The sequence below is a fragment of the Nonomuraea wenchangensis genome, from assembly GCF_900111685.1.
Lineage (GTDB): Bacteria > Actinomycetota > Actinomycetes > Streptosporangiales > Streptosporangiaceae > Nonomuraea > Nonomuraea wenchangensis.
In genome coordinates this window covers 169295-190058 of sequence record NZ_FOHX01000007.1, presented here as the reverse complement: position 1 = coordinate 190058, position 20764 = coordinate 169295, and the positions used below count along the sequence as shown (strand labels likewise).

The following is a 20764-nucleotide window of genomic DNA, read 5'->3' as shown; positions in this document are numbered from 1 at the left end:
CGCTCGCCGTCGAGCGGCGGTCTGCGGTCAGCCTGCGCCCTCCTCGTGGCCGGCGTATCCGGCCAGGGGAGCGGCGGCGACGGCCGCGGGGGTGGCCCGCGGGACGCCGTGGTCGATGACGTTCTCGATGACGCCGTGGTTGATGACGCTCGCGGCGATCCGGCGCTCCGCCAGCCCCATGTGGGGGCGGCCGGCGCCAGGGGTGCTCGGACGGGCGGCCGAGCCGCGGATCATGGAGCTGGCGTGCACCCAGCGGCGGGTCTCGGCCAGCACGTCGCGCTGGGCGCGGCGCAGGTCGCCGTGGCGGGAGTAGTGCTCGCACACCGCGCCGGCGAGCACGCGCGCCATGACGAGGTGCTCCTCGCAGGCGGCGGCGACCTTGGCCTCCAGGCCGATGACCTGGGCCAGCAGGAGCTGCAGGTGGGCCAGGCCGGAGCTGCGCTCGTAGCCGTGGAGCTCGGCCAGCCGCTCGGGCCAGCGCAGCCGGCGCTCGATCGAGGCGCAGGTGGCGGCGACGATCTCGGCGGCCGGCGCGTCGGCGGGGTCCTGGCCTTCGAGCTGGACGGCGCGCTGGGCGGTCTGCTCGAAGCCGGTCAGGCGGCGCAGGCCGCTCTGCAGCAGGCGTACGCGGTTGTGCAGGCAGGCGGCGCTCCAGCCGAGCACCAGCAGCCGGTCCTGGTCGGCGTCGCAGTGCCAGCCGACCAGCGACACCTCGCGGGCCATGCGGTGGTGCAGCACCCACGCCTCCTGCTCGGCGGGCGGCACCGGGGTGTCGATCCACACCTGCAGGCCGCCGGGCGGCAGCTCGCCGACGCCGATCTCCACGCCCTCGGGGGCGACCCTGGCGCAGATCCGGTGAACGACGCGTTGCTGCGCCGCCGTCTCGGGCGCCAGGGGCGCCGTGCCGTCCCAGAGAGGCGGCATTCGCTGTGGGGCCACTTCCGCCCTTGGCTCGACGCTCATCTGAGGCCACCTCCTGACCCGCGGGCCGAATCGGAGCTCTGTAAATTCACACTTAATAGTGCCGCTCTGATCGTGGGCATGACGAGCTTTTCTGTCAACTGGTACTTTACGCATCCAGTATGTTTGCGGCGCCGCAGACGCGGAAAGCGCGACGCGACGGCGAGTTCCCGCAGGTGAATCCCGAGTTGCGGGTGATCAGTGATCTAGAGTCCGAACCAGTGCGTAAGCGAGGACAACAGGACGAGGAGCGCAATCATGCCGGTGCCCAGAGCCGTGGTCGCGGCCGTGGTCGCCACCTCGGCGTTGCCCGCCACGACGGGCTCGCCGCAGGCGGGAGGCGGCTACTGCGCGCTGCCCGACCACTCCCAGCTGTCTCCCCCTAACCTGATCGCCACTGCTTCCTCACTCGGCTGGATCCATCCCAACCCGCCGCCCGCCGGGCGGGAGCCGACCGACCTGGAGCGGCTGGACTTCGCGGGCTTCCCGAACGTGTCCGTCCTCGACGTCATCGGGACGGACGGCCGGCCCGCGCAGAAGGTGATCACCACGTTCACCACGAACGTCGACAAGGTCGTCACCCTCACCAGCGAGGCCGCCCTGTCCACCGACGGCGGCGTCACGTTCGGCCCGTCGGAGGCGACGCCGCTGCGCGAGTCGCCGGTCGAGCTGCTCGACGGGCGCTACTTCGCCACCGAGTACTACCCGAAGCGCACCGGGCCGCACACGGCGCGGCTGGGGGTGCTGACCTCGGCCGTCGCCGACGACGGCGAGGACTGGCTGCGCTCGGTGGCGACCCTGCGCACCCCGGACGAGCTGCGGTCCGGCGGGGCCGCGCACGGCACGCCTGTGCAGCTCGCCGACGGCACGATCCTGATCACCGTCTACGCCCGCTACCAGGGGAGCGACGGCTTCCAGGCCGAGGTGTACGCCAGCACCGACGGCGGACGCACCTTCGAGCGGCGCGGCGTGATCGCCCGCCCGGACGAGGCCGGGTACGGCTACACCGAGGCCGCGCTGGCGCAGGTCATGGACGGCACGCTGGTGGCGGTGATCCGCCGCGACGGCGGCACGTACGCGACGCTGAGCCAGGCCCGTTCGGCCGACGGCGGCCGGACCTGGACGAGCCCGGCCGGGCTGCGCTTCGCCGGGATGGACTGCGTGGTGCGTGGCGTCGCGCCCCGGCTGCTGCTCATGCCGGACGGGAAGCTCGTGCTGAGCGCGGGCCGGCCGGACAACTGGCTGGCCGTCTCCCGCGACGGCCTCGGGCACGAGTGGCTGGAGCCGCGCGTGACCTACCACAACCGGGACGGCGTGTGGGACGCCCACGGCTCCTCCGGCTACACCGGCATCGCGGCGGTCGGGCCGCACCGGCTGATCCAGGTCTTCGACAACTGCAAGATCGCCGGGGTGCGGCCGGACCACTCGCTCGACGAGACCGCCTGCCCCGCGCACGGCCGCTTCGAGCAGGGCGGCTGGTACGCGATCAAGCGCGGCCTGTACGACCTCGCCCCGCCCGCGCCCGGCCGCCTCGACCTCGCCGCGCTGCTCAGGAAGGGCGACCTGAGGATCTCCACCACCATGCGCTGGACCAGCCGCGACCGGCCGCTCACCCGCCCGGAGGCCGCCCTGGACGGCAGCACCGGCTACTGGTCGAGCGCGGTCGCCGCGGGCCGCTCCGGCGAGTACGTGCTGCACCTGGACCGGCAGTACCGCTTCACCATGGCCGGGCTGAGCCTGCGCCCGGGGCATCGGGCCGGAGCCCGCGTGTACGTCTCGCGCGACGGGCGCTCGTGGGGCGAGCCGGTGCTCACCATCGACGACCGTACGGATTACGCGCTGCGTTATGAGCCGATCTCGGCACGGGGCCGGCACGTGAAAATCGTGGTCGAGCGTTCCGACGATTGCGACAGAGAAATAGGGCCGTCGTGCGCGATGCTCAACGAGATCGAGCTGTACGCCGCGACCTGACTTATTTGTTTTCCAGCCGTCGGATGTGGTGTCAGATGTCCAGGTCGAGCCGGTCGTGGTCGCCCGTTCGCGGTGCCGGGACGGTGTGCCCCATTCCGTAATGGCGGTGCAGCAGGATTTCCTCGCGGGCGGTCAGCAAACCGTCCACGGCGACGTGCGGCGCCGCCCTGACTTTCGCGCTGTCGAAGGCGATGGTGATTTCGTCGCCCGTACGGCTGCTGCCGGCGAGCGGCACGAAAGTCTGCCGCATGCCGAGGAATCCGCCGCACACGGTCACCCACTCCGCGCGGCCGGTGCGGTCGTTGAGATAGACCTGTCCGACCCTGCCGAGCTGCTCGCCGTCGCAGCCGACGACGTGGCACTCCAGCAGCGTGCGGATCTCCGCCTGCGTGGCCACGACCTACCCCCTGATGTGGCGACCCTTGCATCGAACTGGACAGATACCCCATATCTCCACAAAACCACACCTCGTGGAGATGAGTTTCCGCCCCGCTTCACGCCGCGTGGGCCGGGCGCGGCGCGCCCGGCCCACGGCCGTTCCAGGGAGCGCCGGCGGATCAGCCGCCGTGCGCCTTGCGCAGCGCCTCCAGATGCTCCTTGAGCTGGGGATCGGCCTCCTTCGCCAGCGCAACCACCTCCGGCGAGGTGCCCTTGTCGATCTCCTGCTTGGTGATCCTGATCGCGGCGACGTGAGCCTTCGTCATCCCGGCCACGAAGTCCTGGTCGAAGTCGGAGCCGGTGTCCGAGCGCAGCTTGTTCGACAGCTCCTTCTGGGCGGCGGTGGGCGAGCTCGGCAGGTCGACGCCGAGCCGACCGGCGAGCTGGGTGACCTTCTCGTCCAGCGCGGTGTGGTCGTCGACCAGCACCTTGCCGATCGTCTTCACCTGTTTGGCGGTGCCCTTGGCCTCCGCCAGGTGGCCGGCCTGGATCTCGGCCATGTTGCCCTGGTGGATGGTACGCAACCAGGTCTTGTCCATTTCGGACGGCGGGGCGCTGGTCTGCGGCGCCACCCCCGCGGTGTTCGTCGGTGCGGTCCCGCACCCCACGAGGGCGGCGGCGGCCAGCAAAAGGGTAAGGCGGCGAGTACGCATGAGCATTTCCTATGTCGATGGCGACACTGATCCACTACGCACAGTAACCGCCGACGCCCTCACGTCCCCGTATTGCGCCGTCCGGCGCGTCCCCCGGCGCTACGCCCGCGGCAGGTCCCTGACGAACACCAGCCCGTCGATCAGGTCCAGATGGGCCGGGTCCAGGGGGAAGTAGCCGAAGTACGGGGACTCCCTGGCCGCGGGCGGAGCACCGGCGAGAGCGGCGGCCAGGCCGCGCGCGTCCACCAGGAACCGGTCCTCCGGCATGGCGTGCAGCAGCCCTTCGACCGTGCCGGCCGGCGGGGTGTCCACGCCGTGGTGGCGGATGGTGCCGACGGCGGTGGCGAGGACGGCGTAGTCGGCGCCGAGGCGGGCGCGGACGAGCGCGCCCGCGCTCCACCACCGCACCGGGCCCTGCTCCATCCGCATGGTGCCCGCCGCCGGCGTGAGGTGCAGGTTGTGGGAGAAGACGAAGGTGGGGCGGCGTTCGGCGAAGGCGAGGAGGTTGGCGGCCATCACGGCGGACCGTGTCGCCAGCAGCCGCAGCATCCTCGCCGGTCCCGTGTCGGCCAGGTGCGCGTGGTAGCGCAGCAGGCCGACGGCGGCCCGGCCGTACAGGCGGGCCCGGTCCCAGTCGTCCTGCGCGGTCGCGGCGAGCAGGTGCGGCGTCTGCGCGTCGAGCAGCACCACCAGGTCGTCGGCGAGCAGCCGCAGCTCCGCCGCCTCGGCCGAGCGGCCCACGGACCGCGACGGGTCCCGCATGGCGCCCTGGTCGCTCCAGCGTTCGTCGGCGCCGATCAGCCGGTCGAGCGTGTCGGCGGTGCACGGGAGCAGGGCGGCGTCCACATGGGCCGCGAGGTAGCCGTGCAGCGCCATGAGCGCCTGCCGGGGGCTCTCCGCGTGGGTGATCTCCGTCGGGCTGTCGAAGGCGGTGAAGCGCACCTGCTCGTCCGCCGGCCGGCCGGCGTTGTGGTCGCGCATCCAGCGGACCAGCTCGCGGTTGCCCTCCAGGGCGCCCCACTCGTGGCTGAAGCCGCGCTCCATGACCTCGTCGAGGGCGCCGGCGCCCGAGGTGACGTGGTCGTCCACGACCAGGCCCCGCAGGCAGTCGCTCTCCAGCGCGATCGCGCGGTAGCCCTCCCGCTCGACGAGCTGCCGGAACAGCTCGTTGCGTACGTCGAGGAGGGTCTCCTCCAGATGGGTGGGCTCGCCGAGGGCGAGCACGCGGGGGCGGCCCGGGAGCAGGGCCATGACGGAGGCCGCGTCGAGGGGGCGGGTGACGTCCTTGATGCCAGTTGTCATGACTTCAACGGTATCGTTGAACCTCCGGTTGAAACTTTGACGCGATTTTGGTGCTTCTCCGGCGTCCCGCCTTCAACCAGGAGGGGACAGGGCGGGAGCGCCGCTTGACCCGCGCGGTCCGCGGCACGCCGTCCGCGCCGCCGCCGCGGGTTCCGGGTAAAGAAGCGGGTGGCGATGGTTGAGCCCGGACAGAGGGGGAAGGGTGGCTGACTCCTGAACGTCGACCGTGAGGAGGAGCCGTAGTGCTCACCCTGACAGCCAACGCAGCCCAGGCGATCCGCGATCTCACCGCGACCGCGCCGGAGCCCACACAGAGCGGGATCCGGATCTCGTCGGAGGGTGAGGGCGCCAGCGCGCTCACCCTGTCACTGGCCACCGCGCCGGAACCGGCGGACGCGGTCGTGGAGTCCGAGGGCGCCCGGGTCTACCTCGACCCTGTGGCCGCGACCGTCCTGGACGACAAATCTCTCGACGCCGGAGCAGACGACCAGGGCAGTGTGTCGTTCCTGGTCACCGAACAGGCGATGTGAGGCGCGCCCCCGCCGGGCTCCTTGAGCCGCGGCCCGGCGGGGGGCGACCCCACGCGCCCGGTCAACCGGGCGCGCCATCCGGCTCGCTCAGCCGGGCGCGTCTTGCCGGCTCAGCCGGGCGCGCTGTCCGGCCGGCTCAGCCGGCGGCGAGCAGCTTGTGCAGGTAGCGCACCTGCTCCTCGCTCTGGTACCCGCCGCCGCCTTCGTGGTTGTTCCAGGGCCACACGACGATCTCCTTCGGGCCCTGCCAGTGGTTGTAGGCGGCGAAGACCGTGGACGGCGGGCACACGTCGTCCATGAGCGCCACCGAGTAGAGCGCGGGCACCTGGCCCCGCGCCGCGAAGTTCATCCCGTCGAAGTACGCCAGGGTGCGGAAGACCTGCTCGGCGCTGTCCCTGCGGGTCGCCATGAAGCGGACCAGCTCCTGGTAAGGATCCTTCCCGGTGATCTCGACCGCCCGCCGGAAATGGGTCAGGAACGGCACGTCCACCAGCGCAGCCTTGACCGCCGGGTGCAGCGCGGCCGTGGCCTGCGCGATGCCGCCGCCCTGGCTGCCGCCTGAGACGACGATGCCGCTCCCGTCCACCGCCGGGTGCTCCAGCGCGGCGTCCACGGCCCGGACGGCGTCGGTGAACACCCGCCGGTAGTAGTAGTCCTCGGGGTCCAGGATGCCCCGGGTCATCATGCCGGGGGCCTGCGGGTTCGCGCCGCCGTGCGGGTCGGGCGTGGTGCCGGGGCTGCCGACGTTGGCGCCGCCGTGGCCGCGGGTCTCCATGACGAACACCGCGTACCCGGCCGTGGGCCACAGCAGGTGGTCCTTGGGGAAGCCGCGCCCGCCGCTGTAGCCGATGTAGTGCATGACGCACGGCACCGGGCCCTCGGCCCCGCGCGGCAGCAGGAACCAGCCGTTGATGCGGTGGCCGCCCCAGCCCGCGAACGACACCTCGTACACCTCGACGGTGGCGAGGGGCAGTTCGTAGGGCGTGTAGGTGGCCGCCAGGTCGTGCTGCCTGGCCTCGGCCAGCGTGCGGGCCCAGAAGTCGTCGAAGTCGGCGGGCTCGTCGCGGTCGGGACGGTAGTCGCGAAGCTCGTCGAGCGGCAGATCGAACAGTGGCACGGATGCTCCCATAGCTGACGGAACGATGGTGATATTTCACCCCATAAGCCAGGAAAGCGATATCCCGCCCCCGGGATGGTGACGTGCCTTGTCCGCGCCGGTGTGGGTAGTGGCTCTCCTCGTGAGCGAACACGCCAGCCAGTACGTCATCGCCGTCCCCCACTCCCACCTGTCTCCGGGCCTCATCCTGGACGCCCCCGCAGGCGCCGACGACTTCCTCGTCGTCTTCGGCGACGACACCGAGTCGCGGGCGCAACTCCTGCACGACGATGCCGGGCGCCCGGTGCTGCGGGTGGGCGGCTACATGACGGCCCGGGGGACGGTGGTCGACGAGCGGCTGTGGAGCGTGCGCGAGGCCGCCCGCCACGGTGACCGGCTCCGCCTCCGCCTCGGCCACTCCCTCCCCTGAGCCGGCCTCAGGGACGGAACGGGCGCAGCCGCGGCCACCAGCCTGGCACGTGCGCGCGATAGTCGTCGTACGCCGCCCCGAATCGCCTGCGCAGGTCCGGCTCCTCGTACCAGTGCACGAAGGACCACACGACCAGGGCCACGGCGACAGCGTAGAACAGCAGGCCGCGATCGCCGAAGACCATGGCCTGGCCGATGATCGCGGTCAGGATCGCGACGTACATCGGGTTGCGGACATACCGGTACAGCCCGCCGACGACCAGCCGCTCGGGCGGCGCGACCGGCATCGGCGTGCCGAGCCCCTCCACGACGAAGCGGACGAAGGCGTGCACCAGCACCACCAGCCCGGCCGCGACCAGGATCGCCCCCGCCACCCGGAGCGGGACCATGATCTGTACGGGGAACGGCTCGTGCGTCCGCCAGCCGCCGACGAGGTAAGGCCCGAGGGCGGCGACGGTGCCGGGTGCGGCGGCGAAGAAGAGTGCGCTGACGACCGCGGCGGGATTCCTGCGCATGGGGTGCTCCTCACCCAGAATTCACTGTTTGATGAGTTTAGGCGGCAGGCTCCGGCACCGTCAACGCCCTGGCGGGTTGGCGAACTTCTGTAAGGAGCCTTACGATTCACCGGTGATCAACATGGAGCGGCCCTCGTACGAGGAGCTCGTGGCCCGTCTCGGCACGCCGGTCGCCGTCGAGGACGCGCGCGCCCGCTGGGGCTCGCTCGTGGACGCCGCCAGGAACGGCCGGGTCAGCCTGATCACCCGCGAGCGCTGGGAGTGGGCGGCGCTGGTGCCCCTGTCACGGGTGGCCGGAGTGCTGACCGGGCTGCCGGTCGTGTCGCTGTCCACGGCCCGCTCGAAGCTCGGCGACCTCGTCCGCCAGGTGGCCGGCCCGTACGACGACGAGCCCGTGCTCCTCACCCGCCACCGCACCCCCGTCGCGGCGCTGATCGCGGCCCGCCTGCTGCTGGAGCCGCCCGCCGCGCCGCGCCGGCCGGACGCCGACGCGCTGCTCGCCGACGGCCACACGGTCACGCTGGCCCGCGACCCGGTGGGCGGGCTGGTCGTCGCCATCGCCCGCGACGCCGGCGGCACGCAGGTCGCGGCCGGGTCGGGGCACGACGCCGCGCAGGCGCTGCGCTCCCTCGCCGGGCCGCCGCCGGGTCAGCCGGACGGCTCTCCCGGCAGGACCACCGCGTCGGGGCCCGGGTAGACGAACTGCGTGTGGCCGTCGCCGAAGCGTACGACGTAGGGCGGCCTGCTCCCGCAGTGCACCAGCGCGGCCGTCCGGGAAAACCGGTCGATGACCGGACATGTTGCTGGCTACCGTGTGCCCGGTGGACACCCCTTTGGAGACTTCGCGGCTGGTCCTGCGCCCCTTCACGGCCGCCGACGCCGAGCAGCTGATCGCCCTGCACAACGACGCCGAGGTCATGCGGTACCTCAACGGCGGCAAGCCGGTCCCGCGCGAGCGGATCCTCGGGGAGACCCTGCCGCGGTTCGTCCGCGGCGACTTCCTCGCGGCCGTCGAGAAGGCGTCGGGCGGCTTCGTCGGCTGGTTCCACCTGCGCCCGCCCGAGGGCGGGCCGGCGGACGAGCTTGAGCTGGGCTACCGGCTGCACCGCGCGGCCTGGGGCAAGGGGTACGCGACCGAGGGGTCGCTGGCGCTCATCGACCACGCGTTCGGGGAGCTGGGGGCGCGGCGGGTGTTCGCGCAGACGATGGCGGTCAACCTAGGGTCGCGGCGGGTCATGGAGAAGTGCGGGATGCGGTTCGTGCGGACGTTCTTCGAGGACTGGCCGGACCCGATCGAGGGGGCGGAGCAGGGCGAGGTCGAGTACGAGCTCCGTCCCGAAGACCGGCACCCCGCCTCCCCCTGACCTACGCGTCCGGTCGGGTCGCCGTCACCGTGTAGCGCTCGTCGGTGATCTCCTTGCCCCACAGCAGCGGGTCGGTGAGCGGCTCGACGCGGACGTCCGTCAGCGGGACCGGAAGGCGTCGCAGCGCGGCCATCAGCTCGGCCGCGGGGACCCCGCCGTCCCAGGGCGTGCCCTCGCGGCGGGGGACCGTGCCCCAGCGGCCCTCGACGAGGACGAGCCGGCCGCCGGGGCGCAGCAGCCCCGCCCAGCGGGCCAGCGCCTCCTCCGGCCGGGGCAGGGCCCAGACGAGGTGGCGGGAGAGCACCACGTCGAAGCGCCGCTCCCCCACCGGGGGCGCGGCGGCGTCGCCCACCGTCACGACGGCGCCGGTGCCCGCGAGCTTGGCCCGCGCCCGCTCCACCATGCGCGGCGCGAGATCGACGCCCGTGACGCGGTGACCCGCCTCGGCCAGCAGCAGCGACAGCGACCCCGTGCCGCACCCGAGGTCGAGCGCGTCGAGCCGCCCGTCGCCCGGCGGCAGCCAGGCGGCCAGGCGAGCGGCCCAGGCGGCGCGGACGCGCGGGTCGCGCAGGCCGTGGTCCGCCTCCTCGTCGAACGTGTCGGCGGCGGCGTCCCAGAACGCCGCGGTGCCGGGGTGCGCATCGGGGTGAGTGTCGGAGTGCTGCATGCGGGTCATCCTGCCGGACGGCACCGACAGTTCTCCGCACGCGCCCGCCGGACAACCTGGTGCACTGGTCAGACCGGTCGCTAGGGTGCCCTCATGGGATATGACGGGCTGTTCCGCCTGGACGGGCGGCGTGCCGTGGTGATCGGGGCGGGCAGCGGCATCGGCAGGGAGGCGGCGCTGGCGCTGGCCGCGCACGGCGCGTCCGTCGTCTGCGCCGACCGCGACCTGGACGCCGCCCAGGAGAGCGCCGCCGCCTGCGGGGGCGCCGCGCGGCTGCTGGACGTGCTCGACCCCGACGCCGTACGGTCGGCCGCCGCCGAGCTGCCGGCCGACGTGCTGGTGTTCACCGCCGCCACGAACGTGCGCAAACGGCTGCTCGACTACACCGGCGAGGAGTTCGACCGGGTGGTGGGGCTCAACCTGCGGGGGTCGTTCGACGTCGTACGGGCCTTCGGCGCGGGCATGGTGGAGCGGCGGCGCGGCTCGATCATCGGGTTCGCGTCCATCCGCGCGTCGGTGACCGAGCCGGGGCAGAGCGCGTACGCGGCCACGAAGGCGGGCCTGGTGCAGCTGCTGCGGACGGCCGCCGCCGAGTTCGGCCCGTACGGCGTGCGCGTCAACGCCATCGCGCCCGGCGTCGTCGAGACGCCGCTGACCCGCCAGATCAAGGACCATCCCGACTGGTACGCCGCCTACGCCGCCAAGTCCGCCCTCGGCCGCTGGGCGTCGGCGGAGGAGATGGCCGGGGCCGTGGTCTACCTGGCCGGTGACGCGGCCAGCTTCGTCACCGGCTCGGTGCTGTACGTGGACGGCGGCTGGACCGCCGTGGACGGCCGCTTCGACCCGCCCACCTGACCCGCCCCCGGCCCGGGGACCGGCGGGTCAGTGGTCGCCCGTGAGGAAGCGGCGGGCGGCCTCGGCGAAGACGCGGGTGCAGCGGACGATCTCCTCGATCTCGACGAACTCGTCGGCCTGGTGGGCGATCCACTTGCCGCCCGGCCCGTACACGACCGACGGGATGCCGCCCCAGTGCGTGAGCACGGTGCCGTCGGTCGAGCCGGGCACCCCGCCGTACACGGGCTCCTCCCCGGTGACCGCCCGGTGGGCGGCGGCCAGCGCGGCCACCACCGGGTCGGTCACGGGCACGTCCACGGGCGGCCGGTCCACCAGCACCGACACCTCGGCGGCGATCCCGTCGCGGGCGGCGCGGGCGGCGAGCGCGGCCACCTGGTCGGCGACGTCCTTGTGCTCGACGCCGGGCACCGTCCGCACGTCCACGAAGACGGAGGCGGTGGCGGGGATGACGTTGACCTGCTCGTGCGAGCCGGCCCGCAGCACGGTCGGCGTGACGTACACCTCGCCGAGGTGCTCGTGGGCCGGATGCCGGCGCTGCAGCTCCTCCTGCAGCCCGGCGAGCCCCACGAGCAGCGGCCCGGCGGCGGCGATCGGGTTGCGGCCGTGCTGCGGCATCGCGCCGTGCGCCATCTTGCCGGTGAGGTCCACGCGCAGCCGGAGCGCGCCCTTGGCGACGGCGCAGATCTCGCCGGCCTCGGGCTCGGCGACGATGGCGCCGTCCACGTCGGCGGCGAGCCCTTCGGCGACGAAGTGGTGGGCGCCGATCATGAGCCCTTCCTCGTCGGCCAGCGCGCACACCTTGATCCGGCCGGGGAACGGGCCGGCGAGCTGCAGGGCGCGGGTGGCGTACAGGGTGGCGGCCAGGCCGGACTTCATGTCGGCGCTGCCCCTCCCCCACAGCCGGCCGTCGCGGAGCTCGCCGCCGAACGGGTCCACGGTCCACTCCGACAGGTCGCCCTCGGTGACGACGTCGGTGTGGCCCTCGAACATCAGCGTCGGGCCGTCGCCGCCGCCGCCCTCGACCACGGCAACCACGTTGGGCCGGTCGGGCTCGACCTCGTACCAGGTGGGCTCCCAGCCCCACGAGCGCATCCGCGCGGCGACCAGCTCGGCGGCGGCCCGCTCGCGCCGCCCCGGGTCGTTGGTGCTGGGGACGCGCACCAGCTCCCGCGTGAACTCCACCACTCCGGCGGCGTCGACCTCGATCACGTCAGATCCTCCAGCGTCGGTACGGCCTCCAGCAGCGCCCGCGTGTAGGGGTGCGCCGGCGCGGCCCACACCTCGTCCACCGGCCCGCTCTCGACGATCTCGCCGTGGTGCATGACCGCGACCGTCTCGCACACGTGGCGCACCACGGACAGGTCGTGCGAGACGAACACGAGCGTCAGCCCGAGCTCGTCGACGAGGTCGGCCAGCAGGTTGAGTATCTGCCCGCGTACGGAGACGTCCAATGCGCTGACGGGCTCGTCGGCGACCAGCGCCTTCGGGCGGGGCGCGAGGGCGCGGGCGATGGCGATGCGCTGGCGCTGCCCGCCGGAGAACTGGTGGGGGTAGCGGTCGGCGGCCCCGGCGGGCAGGCCGACCGCGTCCAGCAGCTCGGCGACCCGCCCGCCGACGGGCAGGCCGAGGGCGACGAGCGGCTCGGCGACGAGGTCGCGCACCCGCATGCGGGGGTCGAGCGAGCTCATCGGGTCCTGGAAGACGATCTGCAGGTTCTCCCGCAGGAAGCGCAGGTCGCGCTCGGGCCGGCCGGTGACCGGCCGGCCGTCGAAGGCGATGGTGCCTGCGGTGGGCCGGTCGAGTGCGCACAGCAGGCGCAGCAGCGTGGACTTGCCGGAGCCGGACTCGCCGACGATGCCGTACCGTTCGCCCCTGCCGACGGTCAGCGAGACGTCGCGCAGCGCGTGGACGGCGGCGCCCGGCCGCAGCAGCGAGGTGCGGGGGCGGCGGTAGACGCGGCTCAGCCCGCGGGCCTCGATCAGCGGCTCGCCGGGGTTTTCAGCCCGCGGGGTGCCGGCATGCGTGGGCATGGCCTTCTCCTGTCAGCGCGGGGACCGTCTCGCAGAGCGCGTCGGCGTGCGGGCAGCGGTTGCCGAACACGCAGCCGCCGGGGAAGTGCCCGGCCGCGGGGACGCTGCCGCTGATGGTGGGCAGGCGGGTGCCGCGCGGGGTGAGCCGGGAGGCGGCCAGCAGCCCTTCGGTGTAGCGGTGGCGGGGCCGGGTGAACACCTCGCGGATGGGGCCGGACTCGACGACGCGGCCGCCGTACATGACGAGGACCCGCTCGCAGACGGCGGCGACCACGGCGAGGTCGTGGGTGATGAACAGCAGCGCGGGCGCGACCTCGGCGATGAGGTCGAGCATCCGCTTCTGCACGGTGACGTCGAGCGCGGTGGTGGGCTCGTCGCAGATGAGCAGCGCGGGCTCGTTGGCGAGGGCGATGGCGAGCATGACGCGCTGGCGCTGCCCGCCGGAGAGCTGGTGAGGGTAGGCGCGGGCGAGCTGCTCGGGCTCGGGCAGCCGCACCCGTTCCAGCAGCTCGACGGCGCGGGCGCGGGCCTCGCGGCGGCCCCGGCCGTGCAGGGTCATGACCTCGGCGACCTGGGCGCCGACCCGCATGAGCGGGTTGAGCGCGGTCATGGGCTCCTGGAAGACCATCGACAGGTCACGGCCGCGCAGCCGCTTGAGCCGGCTCTCGGGGACGCCGATCAGGTCGCGGCCGGCGAGCGTGGCGCGGCCGGTGGCGGTGACGCCCTCGGGCAGCAGGCCCATGAGCGACAGCGCGGTCAGCGACTTGCCGGAGCCGGACTCGCCGATCAGCCCGACCCGCTCGCCCGGCCCGATCGAGAACGACACCTCGCGCACCAGCTCGGTGTCGCCTGCCCGCACGCCGAGCCCGTCAACCGTGAGCCCGTCAACCGTCAGCACGGATCCTCCTCAGCTTCGGGTCGAGGAAGTCGCGCAGGCCGTCGCCGAGCAGGTTGAAGCCGAGCACGGCGAGCGCGACGGCCAGGCCGGGCCACAGCGCGAGGCGCGGGGTGGAGAACAGCAGCTCCTGCGACTCCTGGAGCATCCGCCCCCAGGAGGGGGTGGGCGGGCGGGTGCCGAAGCCGAGGAACGACAGCGCCGCCTCGGCCAGGATGGCGATGGCGAACGACACCGACGCCTGGACGATGAGCACGGAGGAGATGTTGGGCAGCACGTGCCGCAGCGCGACGGCGCCGCCGCGGCGGCCGGCGGCGCGGGCGGCGAGTACGTAGTCGGTGACCATAACCTGGAGCGTGGCGGCGCGGGCCACCCGGGCGAAGGCGGGCACCGTGGCCACCCCGATGGCGATCATTGCGGTGAGCGTACCGGCCCCGTAGACCGCGCCGAGCATGACGGCCAGCAGCAGCGCGGGGAAGGCGAAGACGAGGTCGTTGACCCGCATGACCAGCTCCGACAGCCAGCCGCGCGGCGTCATCCCGGCGAGCACGCCGAGCGGCGTGCCGAGCAGCGCGGCGATGCCGACGGCGACGATGCCGACGTAGAGGGTGGTGCGGGCGCCGACCATGAGCTGGCTGAGCGTGTCGCGGCCGAACTTGTCGGCTCCGAGGAGGTGGCCGCCGCCGGGCTCGTGGAGCTTGGCGGCGGCGTCGACGAGAGTGGGGTCGTACGGCGTCCACACGAACGACACCAGCGCGGCCAGCACCACGACGGCGACGAGCGCGCCGCCGGCGACGAGCCCCGCGTTGAGCCGGCCTCTCATCGCGAGCCCTCTCATCGCAGCCTCGGGTCGAGCAGGTGGTAGGCCACGTCCACCACGAAGTTGATCAGCAGCACGGCCGCCACCAGCACCATCACCACGCCCTGGACGAGCAGCAGGTCACGCCCGGCGACGCCGTTGAGCAGCAGGTCGCCGAGGCCGGGGATGACGAAGACGCGCTCGACCACGACCGCGCCGATCAGCAGCGTGGCCAGTTGCAGCCCGAGCACGGTGACGACGGGCACGGAGGCGTTGCGCAGGCCGTGCCGCCACAGCGCGCCGGTGCGGCCACGGCCCTTGGCGCGGGCGGTGCGCAGGTAGTCCTCGCGCAGGACGTCGAGGACGGCGCTGCGCACGTACCGGGTCAGTACGGCGCCCTGCACCAGGCCGAGCGACAGCCACGGCAGCAGCAGGCTCCGCAGCCACTCCCCCGGGTCCTCGGCGAGCGGGACGTAGCCGCCGGAGGGCAGCACCTGGGCCCGTACGGCGAAGACGAACACCAGCAGGATGCCGGCGAGGAACGCGGGGACGGCGATGCCGACCTGGCTGAGCGCGCTGAGGGCCGCGCCGAGCGGGTCGCGGTGGTGGACGGCGGCGTACGTGCCGAGCGGCACCGCGACGGCCAGCGCGACGGCCATGCCGCCGAGCACGAGCACGGCGGTGACGCCGAGCCGGTCGGAGATCTGCGGGCCGATGGGGGCGCTGGTGACGTAGGAGGTGCCGAAGTCGCCCTGGGCGAGGCCGCCGAACCAGTCGAGGAACTGCGTCACCGGCGGCCGGTCGGTGCCGAACTGCGCGCGCAGCTCGGCGACGGCCTCCGGGGTGGCGTTGACGCCGAGGGCGATCTCGGCCGGGTCGCCGGGCAGCAGCGCCATGAACGCGAAGACGACGACCCCCGCCACGGCGGTGCTCGCCACCAGCACCGCCAGGCGTCTGACCAGGTAGAGGGTCATGCGGGGGTCACTGCTTGGCGAGCGCGGTGAAGTCGAAGGACTCCGCGATGGCGTTCTGGGGCAGGCCGGTGACGCCCTTCTTGGCCACGATCAGGTTGGGGAACAGGAAGAGCCAGTCGGCGGCGGCGTCGTCGGACAGCAGCTTGGCGGCCTGCTTGAGCGCGTCGGTCTGCTCCTGCTCGGTGCCCTCGTCGGCGGCGGCGAGGAGCTTGCCGAACTCGGGGTTGTCGTAGCGGAAGTAGTAGGACTTGTCGGCGAAGATGCCCATGTCGCGAGGCTCGACGTGGTTGATGATGGACAGGTCGTAGTCGCCCTTGCTGAACACCTGGTCGAGCCAGCGGGCGGGGAACTCCAGCGGCTCGATGTCGGCCGTGATGCCCACCTGCGCGAGCTGCGACTTGACGACCTGGGCGCTCGCCACCGCGTACGGCAGGTTGGGGATGCGCATCTTGACGGTGTAGGTCTTCCCGCCGAGCAGTTCCTTGGCCTTGGCCGGGTCGTAGGGGTAGTCGCCGGTGCGGTCCTCGTACCAGGGGTCGGTGGGCGGCGTCATCGAGCCGATGAGCTGGCCGCGCCCGGCCCAGGCGGTGTCGAGCAGCGCCTTGTGGTCGATGGCGTGCCGGACAGCCTGGCGCACGCTCTTGTCGTCGAACGGCGGGCGGCCGTTGTTCATCGACAGCACGACCTCGCCGTTGGTAGTGCCCTCGATGACCTGGAAGCGGCCGGGGTCGGCGAACTGCTGCAGCGACTCGGGGGCCTGGACGCTGGAGATGACGTCGATGCCGCCGGTGAGCAGGGCGTTGTTCATCGCCGTGGCGTCCTTGAAGTACTTCAGCGTGACCGACGACAGGGCCGGCTTCGTCCCCCAGTAGGAGGGGTTGGCGTCGAGCCGGAGCGAGTCGCCGCGCCGCCATTCGCCGAGCACGTACGGGCCGGTGCCGACGGGCTTGTTGGGCAGGTCGGCGACGCCGGTGCGGCTGAACATCGCGCCGAGCCTGGTCGCCATCGCGTACAGGAAGCCGTTGCTGGGGCGCTTGAGCGTGACGACGGCGGTCGTGTCGTCCTTCTTCTCGACCTTGTCGACGACGTCGAGCTGGGCCTTGATCTTGAGCTTCCAGTCGCTCCTGACCCGGTCGAGGGAGAAGACCACGTCGTCGGCGGTGAACGGGGCGCCGCTGCTGAACTTCACGCCGGGGCGCAGGGTGAAGGTGTAGGTCCTGCGGTCGCCGGAGACGTCCCACTTCTCGGCCAGCAGAGGGACGATCCTGCCGTTCTGGTCGAGCTTGACCAGGCCCTCGTAGACGTTGACGAGCAGCGCCTGCGGGATCGCGGCGCCCTCGGTGGAGGTGAAGTCGAGGTTGGCGGGCTCGGCGACGGCGCCGACCGACAACGACGCGGCCTTGGGGGTGCCCCCGGTGCCCGGACCGCCCCCGGAGCCGCCGCCGCACGCGGCGGTGCCCAGCAGGAGACCGCCCACGGCGATCCAGATCCCGATGCGCCTCATGCTCTTGCCGCCTCCTGGCTAGTCCACTGGTCTGACCAGTAGGCTACGCACACTGCCAGTGTGCGGCGGTTCGGGTCAAGGGGGCGTCCATGGGTGGTCCGCGGTTCGAGCCGGTGCGCGCCGTGCGGGCGTACGAGCGGGTGGTGGAGCAGATCGAGGAGGCCGTGGAGAGCGGGGCGCTGACCCCGGGCGAGCGGCTGCCGAGCGAGCGGGAGCTGATGGTGCAGTTCTCGGTCGGCCGCTCCACGGTGCGCGAGGCGCTGCGGGTGCTGCAGGCGCGCGGCCTGGTCCGTTCGCGGCCCGGCGACCCCAACGGCGCGGAGGTGCTGCCGTTCTCCCCCGTCGTGCTGAAGAAGTCGATGACCACGCTGGCCCGGGTGTCGGAGCTGTCGCTGGGCGAGCTGGCGCAGTTCAGGATGGTGCTGGACGCGACGGCGGTGCTGCTCGCCGCGCGCCTGCGCACCGAGGAGCACCTGGCGGAGATGGCGGCGGCGGTGGAGGACATGAAGGCGGCCGGCGCCACCGGTTTCGGCGCGGCTGACGTCGCCGGTTTCGGCGCGGCTGACACTGCCTTCCACGACGCGGTGGCGCGGGCCGGCGGCAACAAGCTCATCCAGGTCTGCACGGACGTGGTCCGTGCCGTCATGGCCGGCCTCGTCGAGGACCGGCTCGCGCGGGCGCCGGACCGGGAGGCGCTGATGCGCCGCGGCGTCGCGCACCACGAGGACGTCATCGCCGCCCTGCGCGCCGGCGACGGCCCGCTGGCCGCCCGGCTGACCCGGCAGTGGACGTACGACTCCTACGCAGGCCATCTCCCCGCCGACGAACGCGCCGCCCTGCGAGCCCTTCTGGAGTGATTTGCCCCACAGGGTGTTATGTTTCCCCCGTGGGGCGCGTGGATGGGGACGGGCTGATAGAGGCGTTTCTGCGCGAGCCGCGCCGATACACCAGCCATCAGGTCGCCGAGATGGCGGGGGTTCCGGTCTATCGCGCGCGGCGGTTCTGGCGCGCCCTCGGCTTCGCCAACGTGGCCGACGACGCCGTCGAGTTCACCGACTCCGACGTCGAGGCGCTGAAGACCATGATCGGCATGGTCAGCTCCGGCCTCTACGACGAGGAGCACGTGCTGCTGCTGGCCCGCTCGCTCGGCCGGGCCACGGCGCGCCTCGCCGAGTCGCAGGCCGAGCTGGGCGTGGAGGAGCTGGACCAGGCCGGGGTGCCGCTCGCCGACCGGCCGCGGGCCTGGCGGCGGCGGGCCGAGAAGGTGGTGCCGGAGCTGGCGCGGCTGCTGGTCTACGCCTGGCAGCGGCAGCTCGCCGCCGCCGCCGGCCGCATCGCCGAGCAGGACATGAGCGCGGTACGGCTGTCGGTGGGCTTCGCCGACCTGGTGGCCTTCACCCGGCTGAGCCGGCAGATCACCGGCAGCGAGCTGGCCCGGCTGATCGACAGGTTCGAGGGCACCTCGGCCGACATCGTCACCTCCGGCGGCGGGCGGGTGGTCAAGACGCTCGGCGACTCGGTGCTGTTCGTCTCCGACAAGGCGCACGTGGTGGCCGAGATCGCGCTGCGGCTGGTGGAGCACCCGCGCGCCAAGGGCATGCCGGAGCTGCGGGTGGGACTCGCCACCGGGCCGGTGGTCTGGCGGATGGGCGACGTGTTCGGCACCACGGTCAACCTGGCCAGCCGGCTGACCGCGCTGGCGCTCCCTGGAACGATCCTGGCCGGGCCGGAGATGGCCGAGGAGCTGGAGGGCGACCGGGCCTTCCAGTTGCGGGAGGTCAACCGGCTGTCGGTGCGGGGACTGGGTGAGCTCGCGCCGTTCACGGTGACGCGGGGTTAGGATCACCGAACATCGTTCTGCCCATTGAGGGGTGCCCCTTGACCACTCGCCAGCATGCCATCGGTGACCTGCTGCGGCGCTCGGCCGCCCGTCACCCCGCCAAGACCGCCCTCGTGCACGGCGACCGGCGGCACAGCTACGCCGACCTCGACCGGGCCGTCAACCGGGTGGCCAACGCCCTCGCCGCGCGCGGCGTCGGGAAGGGCGACAGGTTCGCCGTGCTCAGCCACAACAACGACGCGTTCGTGATGGCGTACTTCGCGCTGGCCCGGCTGGGGGCCGTCTCCGTGCCGATCAACTTCATGCTGAAGTCCGACGAGGTCGGCTACATCCTGGAGCACTCCGGCGCGATCGGGCTGCTCGTGGAGGAGGCGCTGGCCCCGGTGGCCGCCGCGGCGGCGGGCGAAGGGGTACGGGTGCGCGGGGTCATCGGCTCGTACGCGGGGTGGGAGCCCTTCGCCGAGTGGGCGGCGCACGACGACGACGGCGAGCCGTCCACCGAGATCGCCGACGACGACCCGATCCAGCTGATGTACACCAGCGGCACCGAGTCGCGGCCCAAGGGCGCGACGCTGTCCAGCCGCGGCCTCATCGCCCAGTACGTCACCTGCGCCGTGGACGGCGAGATGCGCCACGACGACATCGAGGTGCACGCCCTGCCGCTCTACCACTGCGCCCAGCTCCACTGCTTCCTGACGCCCGGCATCTACCTCGGGGCCACCAACATCGTGCTGCCCGGCGCCGACCCCGGCGCGATCCTGGCCGCCGTGGAAGCCGAGCGGGCGACCAAGCTGTTCTGCCCGCCGACCGTCTGGATCGGCCTGCTGCGCCACCCCGACTTCGACCGGCGCGACCTGTCGTCGCTGCGCAAGGGCTACTACGGCGCCTCCATCATGCCCGTGGAGGTGCTGAAGGAGATCGCGGCCCGGCTGCCCCAGGTGCGGCTGTTCAACTTCTACGGCCAGACCGAGATGGCGCCGGTCGCCACGATCCTCGGCCCCGACGAGCAGCTGACCCGGCTCGGCTCGGCGGGCCGGCCCGCGCTGAACGTCGAGACGAGGATCGTCGACGACGAGGACCGGCCGGTGCCGCCCGGCGTGGTGGGCGAGATCGTGCACCGCAGCCCGCACGCCATGCTCGGCTACTGGAACGACCCGGACAAGACCGCCGAGGCGTTCCGCGGCGGCTGGTTCCACAGCGGCGACCTGGGCGTCATGGACGCCGACGGCTACCTGTCCGTGGTGGACCGCAAGAAGGACATGATCAAGACCGGCGGCGAGAACGTGGCGAGCCGGGAGGTCGAGGAGGCCATCTACCAGCATCCTGCGGTGGCGGAGGCGGCCGTGTTCGGGGTGCCGGACGAGCGGTGGATCGAGGCGGTGACCGCCGCCGTGGTGGTGCGCGACGGGGCCTCGCTCACCGAGGAGGAGCTGGTGGCGTTCCTGCGGGAGCGGCTGGCGCCGTTCAAGACGCCGAAGCGGGTGACGTTCGTGGCGGCGCTGCCGAAGAACGCCTCGGGCAAGGTGCTCAAGCGGGAGCTGCGCGAGGCGTTCTGAGGCCCGCCCCCGTCACGGGCGGCGGGTCACGGGCGGCGGTCGAGGGCCTGCACCCACTTGACGGCGACGGCGGCGACCTGGACCAGCTCGGCGCGCAGCCGGCCGGGGTCGGTCTCGGCGAACGCCTCCAGCACCTCCTCGGCCAGGATGTGCCGCCAGGTGAGCGTGCCGGCCCGGTCCGCCGCATCCGTCTCGTCGCGGGCCTCGGCCGAGCGGTCCGCCGCGTCGGCGCCGCCGGTGCCGTCGGGCAGCTCCTGCATGCCGAACCTGGCGTCCTGCGCGGCCCGCTCGGCGGCCACGTCGCCGAGCGCCCGCGCCAGCGAGCCGGGGATGCCCGCGTCCCCGTCCTGCGCGTCATGGGTGATGGCCGAGGTGTCGTGCGTCAT

Annotated in this window: 24 protein-coding genes; 9 read left to right on the top strand and 15 right to left on the bottom strand. The window is 73.0% G+C overall.

Annotation, left to right across the window (positions count from 1 at the left end; translation table 11 throughout):
* Positions 1 to 27 precede the first annotated feature (27 nt).
* Entirely contained in the window at positions 28 to 963 is a 936-nt protein-coding gene (locus tag BMW85_RS22480; protein ID WP_143082369.1) for a hypothetical protein, read from the bottom strand.
* A gap of 255 nt (positions 964 to 1218) precedes the next feature.
* Here BMW85_RS22480 and BMW85_RS22475 point away from each other — a divergent pair, with 255 nt between their 5' ends.
* Entirely contained in the window at positions 1219 to 2931 is a 1713-nt protein-coding gene (locus BMW85_RS22475; protein ID WP_091084557.1) for a sialidase family protein, read from the top strand.
* A 31-nt stretch (positions 2932 to 2962) separates the two neighbouring features.
* Here the strand turns inward: BMW85_RS22475 and BMW85_RS22470 are convergent, their stop codons facing one another.
* The 3 genes from BMW85_RS22470 to BMW85_RS22460 form a co-directional block, all read right to left on the bottom strand.
* Positions 2963 to 3328: a PRC-barrel domain-containing protein gene (locus BMW85_RS22470; RefSeq protein ID WP_091084555.1), complete on the bottom strand. Its 366-nt coding sequence runs from the start codon at positions 3326 to 3328 to the stop codon at positions 2963 to 2965.
* Positions 3329 to 3488: 160 nt separating this feature from the next.
* Complete coding sequence (locus BMW85_RS22465) at positions 3489 to 4022, bottom strand: DUF4142 domain-containing protein (protein WP_177240825.1); 534 nt, start codon at positions 4020 to 4022, stop codon at positions 3489 to 3491.
* A gap of 99 nt (positions 4023 to 4121) precedes the next feature.
* On the bottom strand, positions 4122 to 5324 hold the full coding sequence (locus BMW85_RS22460) for an erythromycin esterase family protein (RefSeq protein WP_091084549.1): 1203 nt from the start codon (positions 5322 to 5324) through the stop codon (positions 4122 to 4124).
* Positions 5325 to 5566: 242 nt separating this feature from the next.
* Here BMW85_RS22460 and BMW85_RS22455 point away from each other — a divergent pair, with 242 nt between their 5' ends.
* The gene (locus tag BMW85_RS22455; RefSeq protein WP_091084547.1) at positions 5567 to 5854 is read left to right on the top strand and encodes a HesB/IscA family protein; all 288 of its coding nucleotides are present in this window, start codon (positions 5567 to 5569) and stop codon (positions 5852 to 5854) included.
* Positions 5855 to 5990: 136 nt separating this feature from the next.
* Here the strand turns inward: BMW85_RS22455 and BMW85_RS22450 are convergent, their stop codons facing one another.
* Positions 5991 to 6971 carry an acetylxylan esterase gene (locus BMW85_RS22450; RefSeq protein WP_091084544.1) on the bottom strand — a complete coding sequence of 327 codons (981 nt, stop codon included), beginning with the start codon at positions 6969 to 6971 and terminating at the stop codon, positions 5991 to 5993.
* 121 nt (positions 6972 to 7092) lie between these two features.
* Between BMW85_RS22450 and BMW85_RS22445 the strand changes: the two genes are divergently transcribed.
* Positions 7093 to 7380: a hypothetical protein gene (locus BMW85_RS22445; protein ID WP_177240824.1), complete on the top strand. Its 288-nt coding sequence runs from the start codon at positions 7093 to 7095 to the stop codon at positions 7378 to 7380.
* Between the two features lie 7 nt (positions 7381 to 7387).
* Here BMW85_RS22445 and BMW85_RS22440 read toward each other — a convergent pair whose 3' ends face one another.
* A complete protein-coding gene (locus BMW85_RS22440; RefSeq protein ID WP_091084540.1) occupies positions 7388 to 7894 on the bottom strand; it encodes a methyltransferase family protein in 507 nt (168 codons plus the stop codon).
* A gap of 121 nt (positions 7895 to 8015) precedes the next feature.
* Between BMW85_RS22440 and BMW85_RS22435 the strand changes: the two genes are divergently transcribed.
* A complete protein-coding gene (locus BMW85_RS22435; protein WP_245775030.1) occupies positions 8016 to 8591 on the top strand; it encodes a type II toxin-antitoxin system prevent-host-death family antitoxin in 576 nt (191 codons plus the stop codon).
* On the opposite strand, the gene BMW85_RS22430 is transcribed toward BMW85_RS22435, so the two are convergent.
* Positions 8543 to 8653 (bottom strand): DUF1918 domain-containing protein, encoded by a 111-nt coding sequence (locus BMW85_RS22430; RefSeq protein WP_245774999.1) that lies wholly within the window; start codon positions 8651 to 8653, stop codon positions 8543 to 8545. The genes BMW85_RS22435 and BMW85_RS22430 overlap by 49 nt on opposite strands.
* Before the next feature lie 62 nt (positions 8654 to 8715).
* On the opposite strand from BMW85_RS22430, the gene BMW85_RS22425 reads away from it, so the two are divergent.
* The gene (locus tag BMW85_RS22425) at positions 8716 to 9258 is read left to right on the top strand and encodes a GNAT family N-acetyltransferase (protein ID WP_091085312.1); all 543 of its coding nucleotides are present in this window, start codon (positions 8716 to 8718) and stop codon (positions 9256 to 9258) included.
* 1 nt (position 9259) lies between these two features.
* Here the strand turns inward: BMW85_RS22425 and BMW85_RS22420 are convergent, their stop codons facing one another.
* On the bottom strand, positions 9260 to 9925 hold the full coding sequence (locus tag BMW85_RS22420) for a class I SAM-dependent methyltransferase (protein ID WP_091084533.1): 666 nt from the start codon (positions 9923 to 9925) through the stop codon (positions 9260 to 9262).
* 93 nt (positions 9926 to 10018) lie between these two features.
* Here BMW85_RS22420 and BMW85_RS22415 point away from each other — a divergent pair, with 93 nt between their 5' ends.
* Complete coding sequence (locus tag BMW85_RS22415) at positions 10019 to 10780, top strand: SDR family NAD(P)-dependent oxidoreductase (protein ID WP_091084530.1); 762 nt, start codon at positions 10019 to 10021, stop codon at positions 10778 to 10780.
* 27 nt (positions 10781 to 10807) lie between these two features.
* On the opposite strand, the gene BMW85_RS22410 is transcribed toward BMW85_RS22415, so the two are convergent.
* The 6 genes from BMW85_RS22410 to BMW85_RS22385 are packed head-to-tail and all read right to left on the bottom strand — an operon-like array spanning position 10808 to position 16982.
* Complete coding sequence (locus tag BMW85_RS22410; RefSeq protein WP_091084527.1) at positions 10808 to 11989, bottom strand: M20 family metallopeptidase; 1182 nt, start codon at positions 11987 to 11989, stop codon at positions 10808 to 10810.
* Positions 11986 to 12810, bottom strand: coding sequence for an ATP-binding cassette domain-containing protein (locus BMW85_RS22405; protein WP_091084524.1), 825 nt, complete (start codon positions 12808 to 12810; stop codon positions 11986 to 11988). Before BMW85_RS22405 ends, BMW85_RS22410 begins: the two co-directional genes overlap by 4 nt.
* Positions 12779 to 13708 carry an ABC transporter ATP-binding protein gene (locus tag BMW85_RS22400; RefSeq protein WP_245774998.1) on the bottom strand — a complete coding sequence of 310 codons (930 nt, stop codon included), beginning with the start codon at positions 13706 to 13708 and terminating at the stop codon, positions 12779 to 12781. Before BMW85_RS22400 ends, BMW85_RS22405 begins: the two co-directional genes overlap by 32 nt.
* Entirely contained in the window at positions 13695 to 14528 is an 834-nt protein-coding gene (locus tag BMW85_RS22395) for an ABC transporter permease (RefSeq protein WP_091084519.1), read from the bottom strand. The genes BMW85_RS22400 and BMW85_RS22395 overlap by 14 nt, the downstream gene beginning before the upstream one ends.
* Before the next feature lie 11 nt (positions 14529 to 14539).
* A complete protein-coding gene (locus tag BMW85_RS22390) occupies positions 14540 to 15478 on the bottom strand; it encodes an ABC transporter permease (RefSeq protein ID WP_091084516.1) in 939 nt (312 codons plus the stop codon).
* 7 nt (positions 15479 to 15485) lie between these two features.
* Positions 15486 to 16982, bottom strand: a complete 1497-nt coding sequence (locus BMW85_RS22385; RefSeq protein ID WP_091084514.1) for an ABC transporter substrate-binding protein — start codon at positions 16980 to 16982, stop codon at positions 15486 to 15488.
* A gap of 89 nt (positions 16983 to 17071) precedes the next feature.
* On the opposite strand from BMW85_RS22385, the gene BMW85_RS22380 reads away from it, so the two are divergent.
* The 3 genes from BMW85_RS22380 to BMW85_RS22370 are packed head-to-tail and all read left to right on the top strand — an operon-like array spanning position 17072 to position 20378.
* Positions 17072 to 17839, top strand: coding sequence for a FadR/GntR family transcriptional regulator (locus BMW85_RS22380; protein ID WP_091084511.1), 768 nt, complete (start codon positions 17072 to 17074; stop codon positions 17837 to 17839).
* A 29-nt stretch (positions 17840 to 17868) separates the two neighbouring features.
* A complete protein-coding gene (locus BMW85_RS22375) occupies positions 17869 to 18822 on the top strand; it encodes an adenylate/guanylate cyclase domain-containing protein (protein ID WP_091084510.1) in 954 nt (317 codons plus the stop codon).
* Between the two features lie 38 nt (positions 18823 to 18860).
* Complete coding sequence (locus BMW85_RS22370; protein ID WP_091084508.1) at positions 18861 to 20378, top strand: acyl-CoA synthetase; 1518 nt, start codon at positions 18861 to 18863, stop codon at positions 20376 to 20378.
* 26 nt (positions 20379 to 20404) lie between these two features.
* On the opposite strand, the gene BMW85_RS22365 is transcribed toward BMW85_RS22370, so the two are convergent.
* Positions 20405 to 20764 carry a hypothetical protein gene (locus BMW85_RS22365; RefSeq protein ID WP_218155884.1) on the bottom strand — a complete coding sequence of 120 codons (360 nt, stop codon included), beginning with the start codon at positions 20762 to 20764 and terminating at the stop codon, positions 20405 to 20407.

Bases quoted from the DNA above. Each gene is read 5' to 3' on its own strand.
- BMW85_RS22480 (WP_143082369.1), bottom strand. From the start codon at position 963: ATGAGCGTCGAGCCAAGGGCGGAAGTGGCCCCACAGCGAATGCCGCCT.
- BMW85_RS22475 (WP_091084557.1), top strand. From the start codon at position 1,219: ATGCCGGTGCCCAGAGCCGTGGTCGCGGCCGTGGTCGCCACCTCGGCG.
- BMW85_RS22465 (WP_177240825.1), bottom strand. From the start codon at position 4,022: ATGCGTACTCGCCGCCTTACCCTTTTGCTGGCCGCCGCCGCCCTCGTG.
- BMW85_RS22460 (WP_091084549.1), bottom strand. From the start codon at position 5,324: ATGACAACTGGCATCAAGGACGTCACCCGCCCCCTCGACGCGGCCTCC.
- BMW85_RS22440 (WP_091084540.1), bottom strand. From the start codon at position 7,894: ATGCGCAGGAATCCCGCCGCGGTCGTCAGCGCACTCTTCTTCGCCGCC.
- BMW85_RS22435 (WP_245775030.1), top strand. From the start codon at position 8,016: ATGGAGCGGCCCTCGTACGAGGAGCTCGTGGCCCGTCTCGGCACGCCG.
- BMW85_RS22420 (WP_091084533.1), bottom strand. From the start codon at position 9,925: ATGCAGCACTCCGACACTCACCCCGATGCGCACCCCGGCACCGCGGCG.
- BMW85_RS22415 (WP_091084530.1), top strand. From the start codon at position 10,019: ATGGGATATGACGGGCTGTTCCGCCTGGACGGGCGGCGTGCCGTGGTG.
- BMW85_RS22405 (WP_091084524.1), bottom strand. From the start codon at position 12,810: ATGCCCACGCATGCCGGCACCCCGCGGGCTGAAAACCCCGGCGAGCCG.
- BMW85_RS22395 (WP_091084519.1), bottom strand. From the start codon at position 14,528: ATGAGAGGCCGGCTCAACGCGGGGCTCGTCGCCGGCGGCGCGCTCGTC.
- BMW85_RS22390 (WP_091084516.1), bottom strand. From the start codon at position 15,478: ATGACCCTCTACCTGGTCAGACGCCTGGCGGTGCTGGTGGCGAGCACC.
- BMW85_RS22385 (WP_091084514.1), bottom strand. From the start codon at position 16,982: ATGAGGCGCATCGGGATCTGGATCGCCGTGGGCGGTCTCCTGCTGGGC.
- BMW85_RS22380 (WP_091084511.1), top strand. From the start codon at position 17,072: ATGGGTGGTCCGCGGTTCGAGCCGGTGCGCGCCGTGCGGGCGTACGAG.
- BMW85_RS22365 (WP_218155884.1), bottom strand. From the start codon at position 20,764: ATGACGCACGACACCTCGGCCATCACCCATGACGCGCAGGACGGGGAC.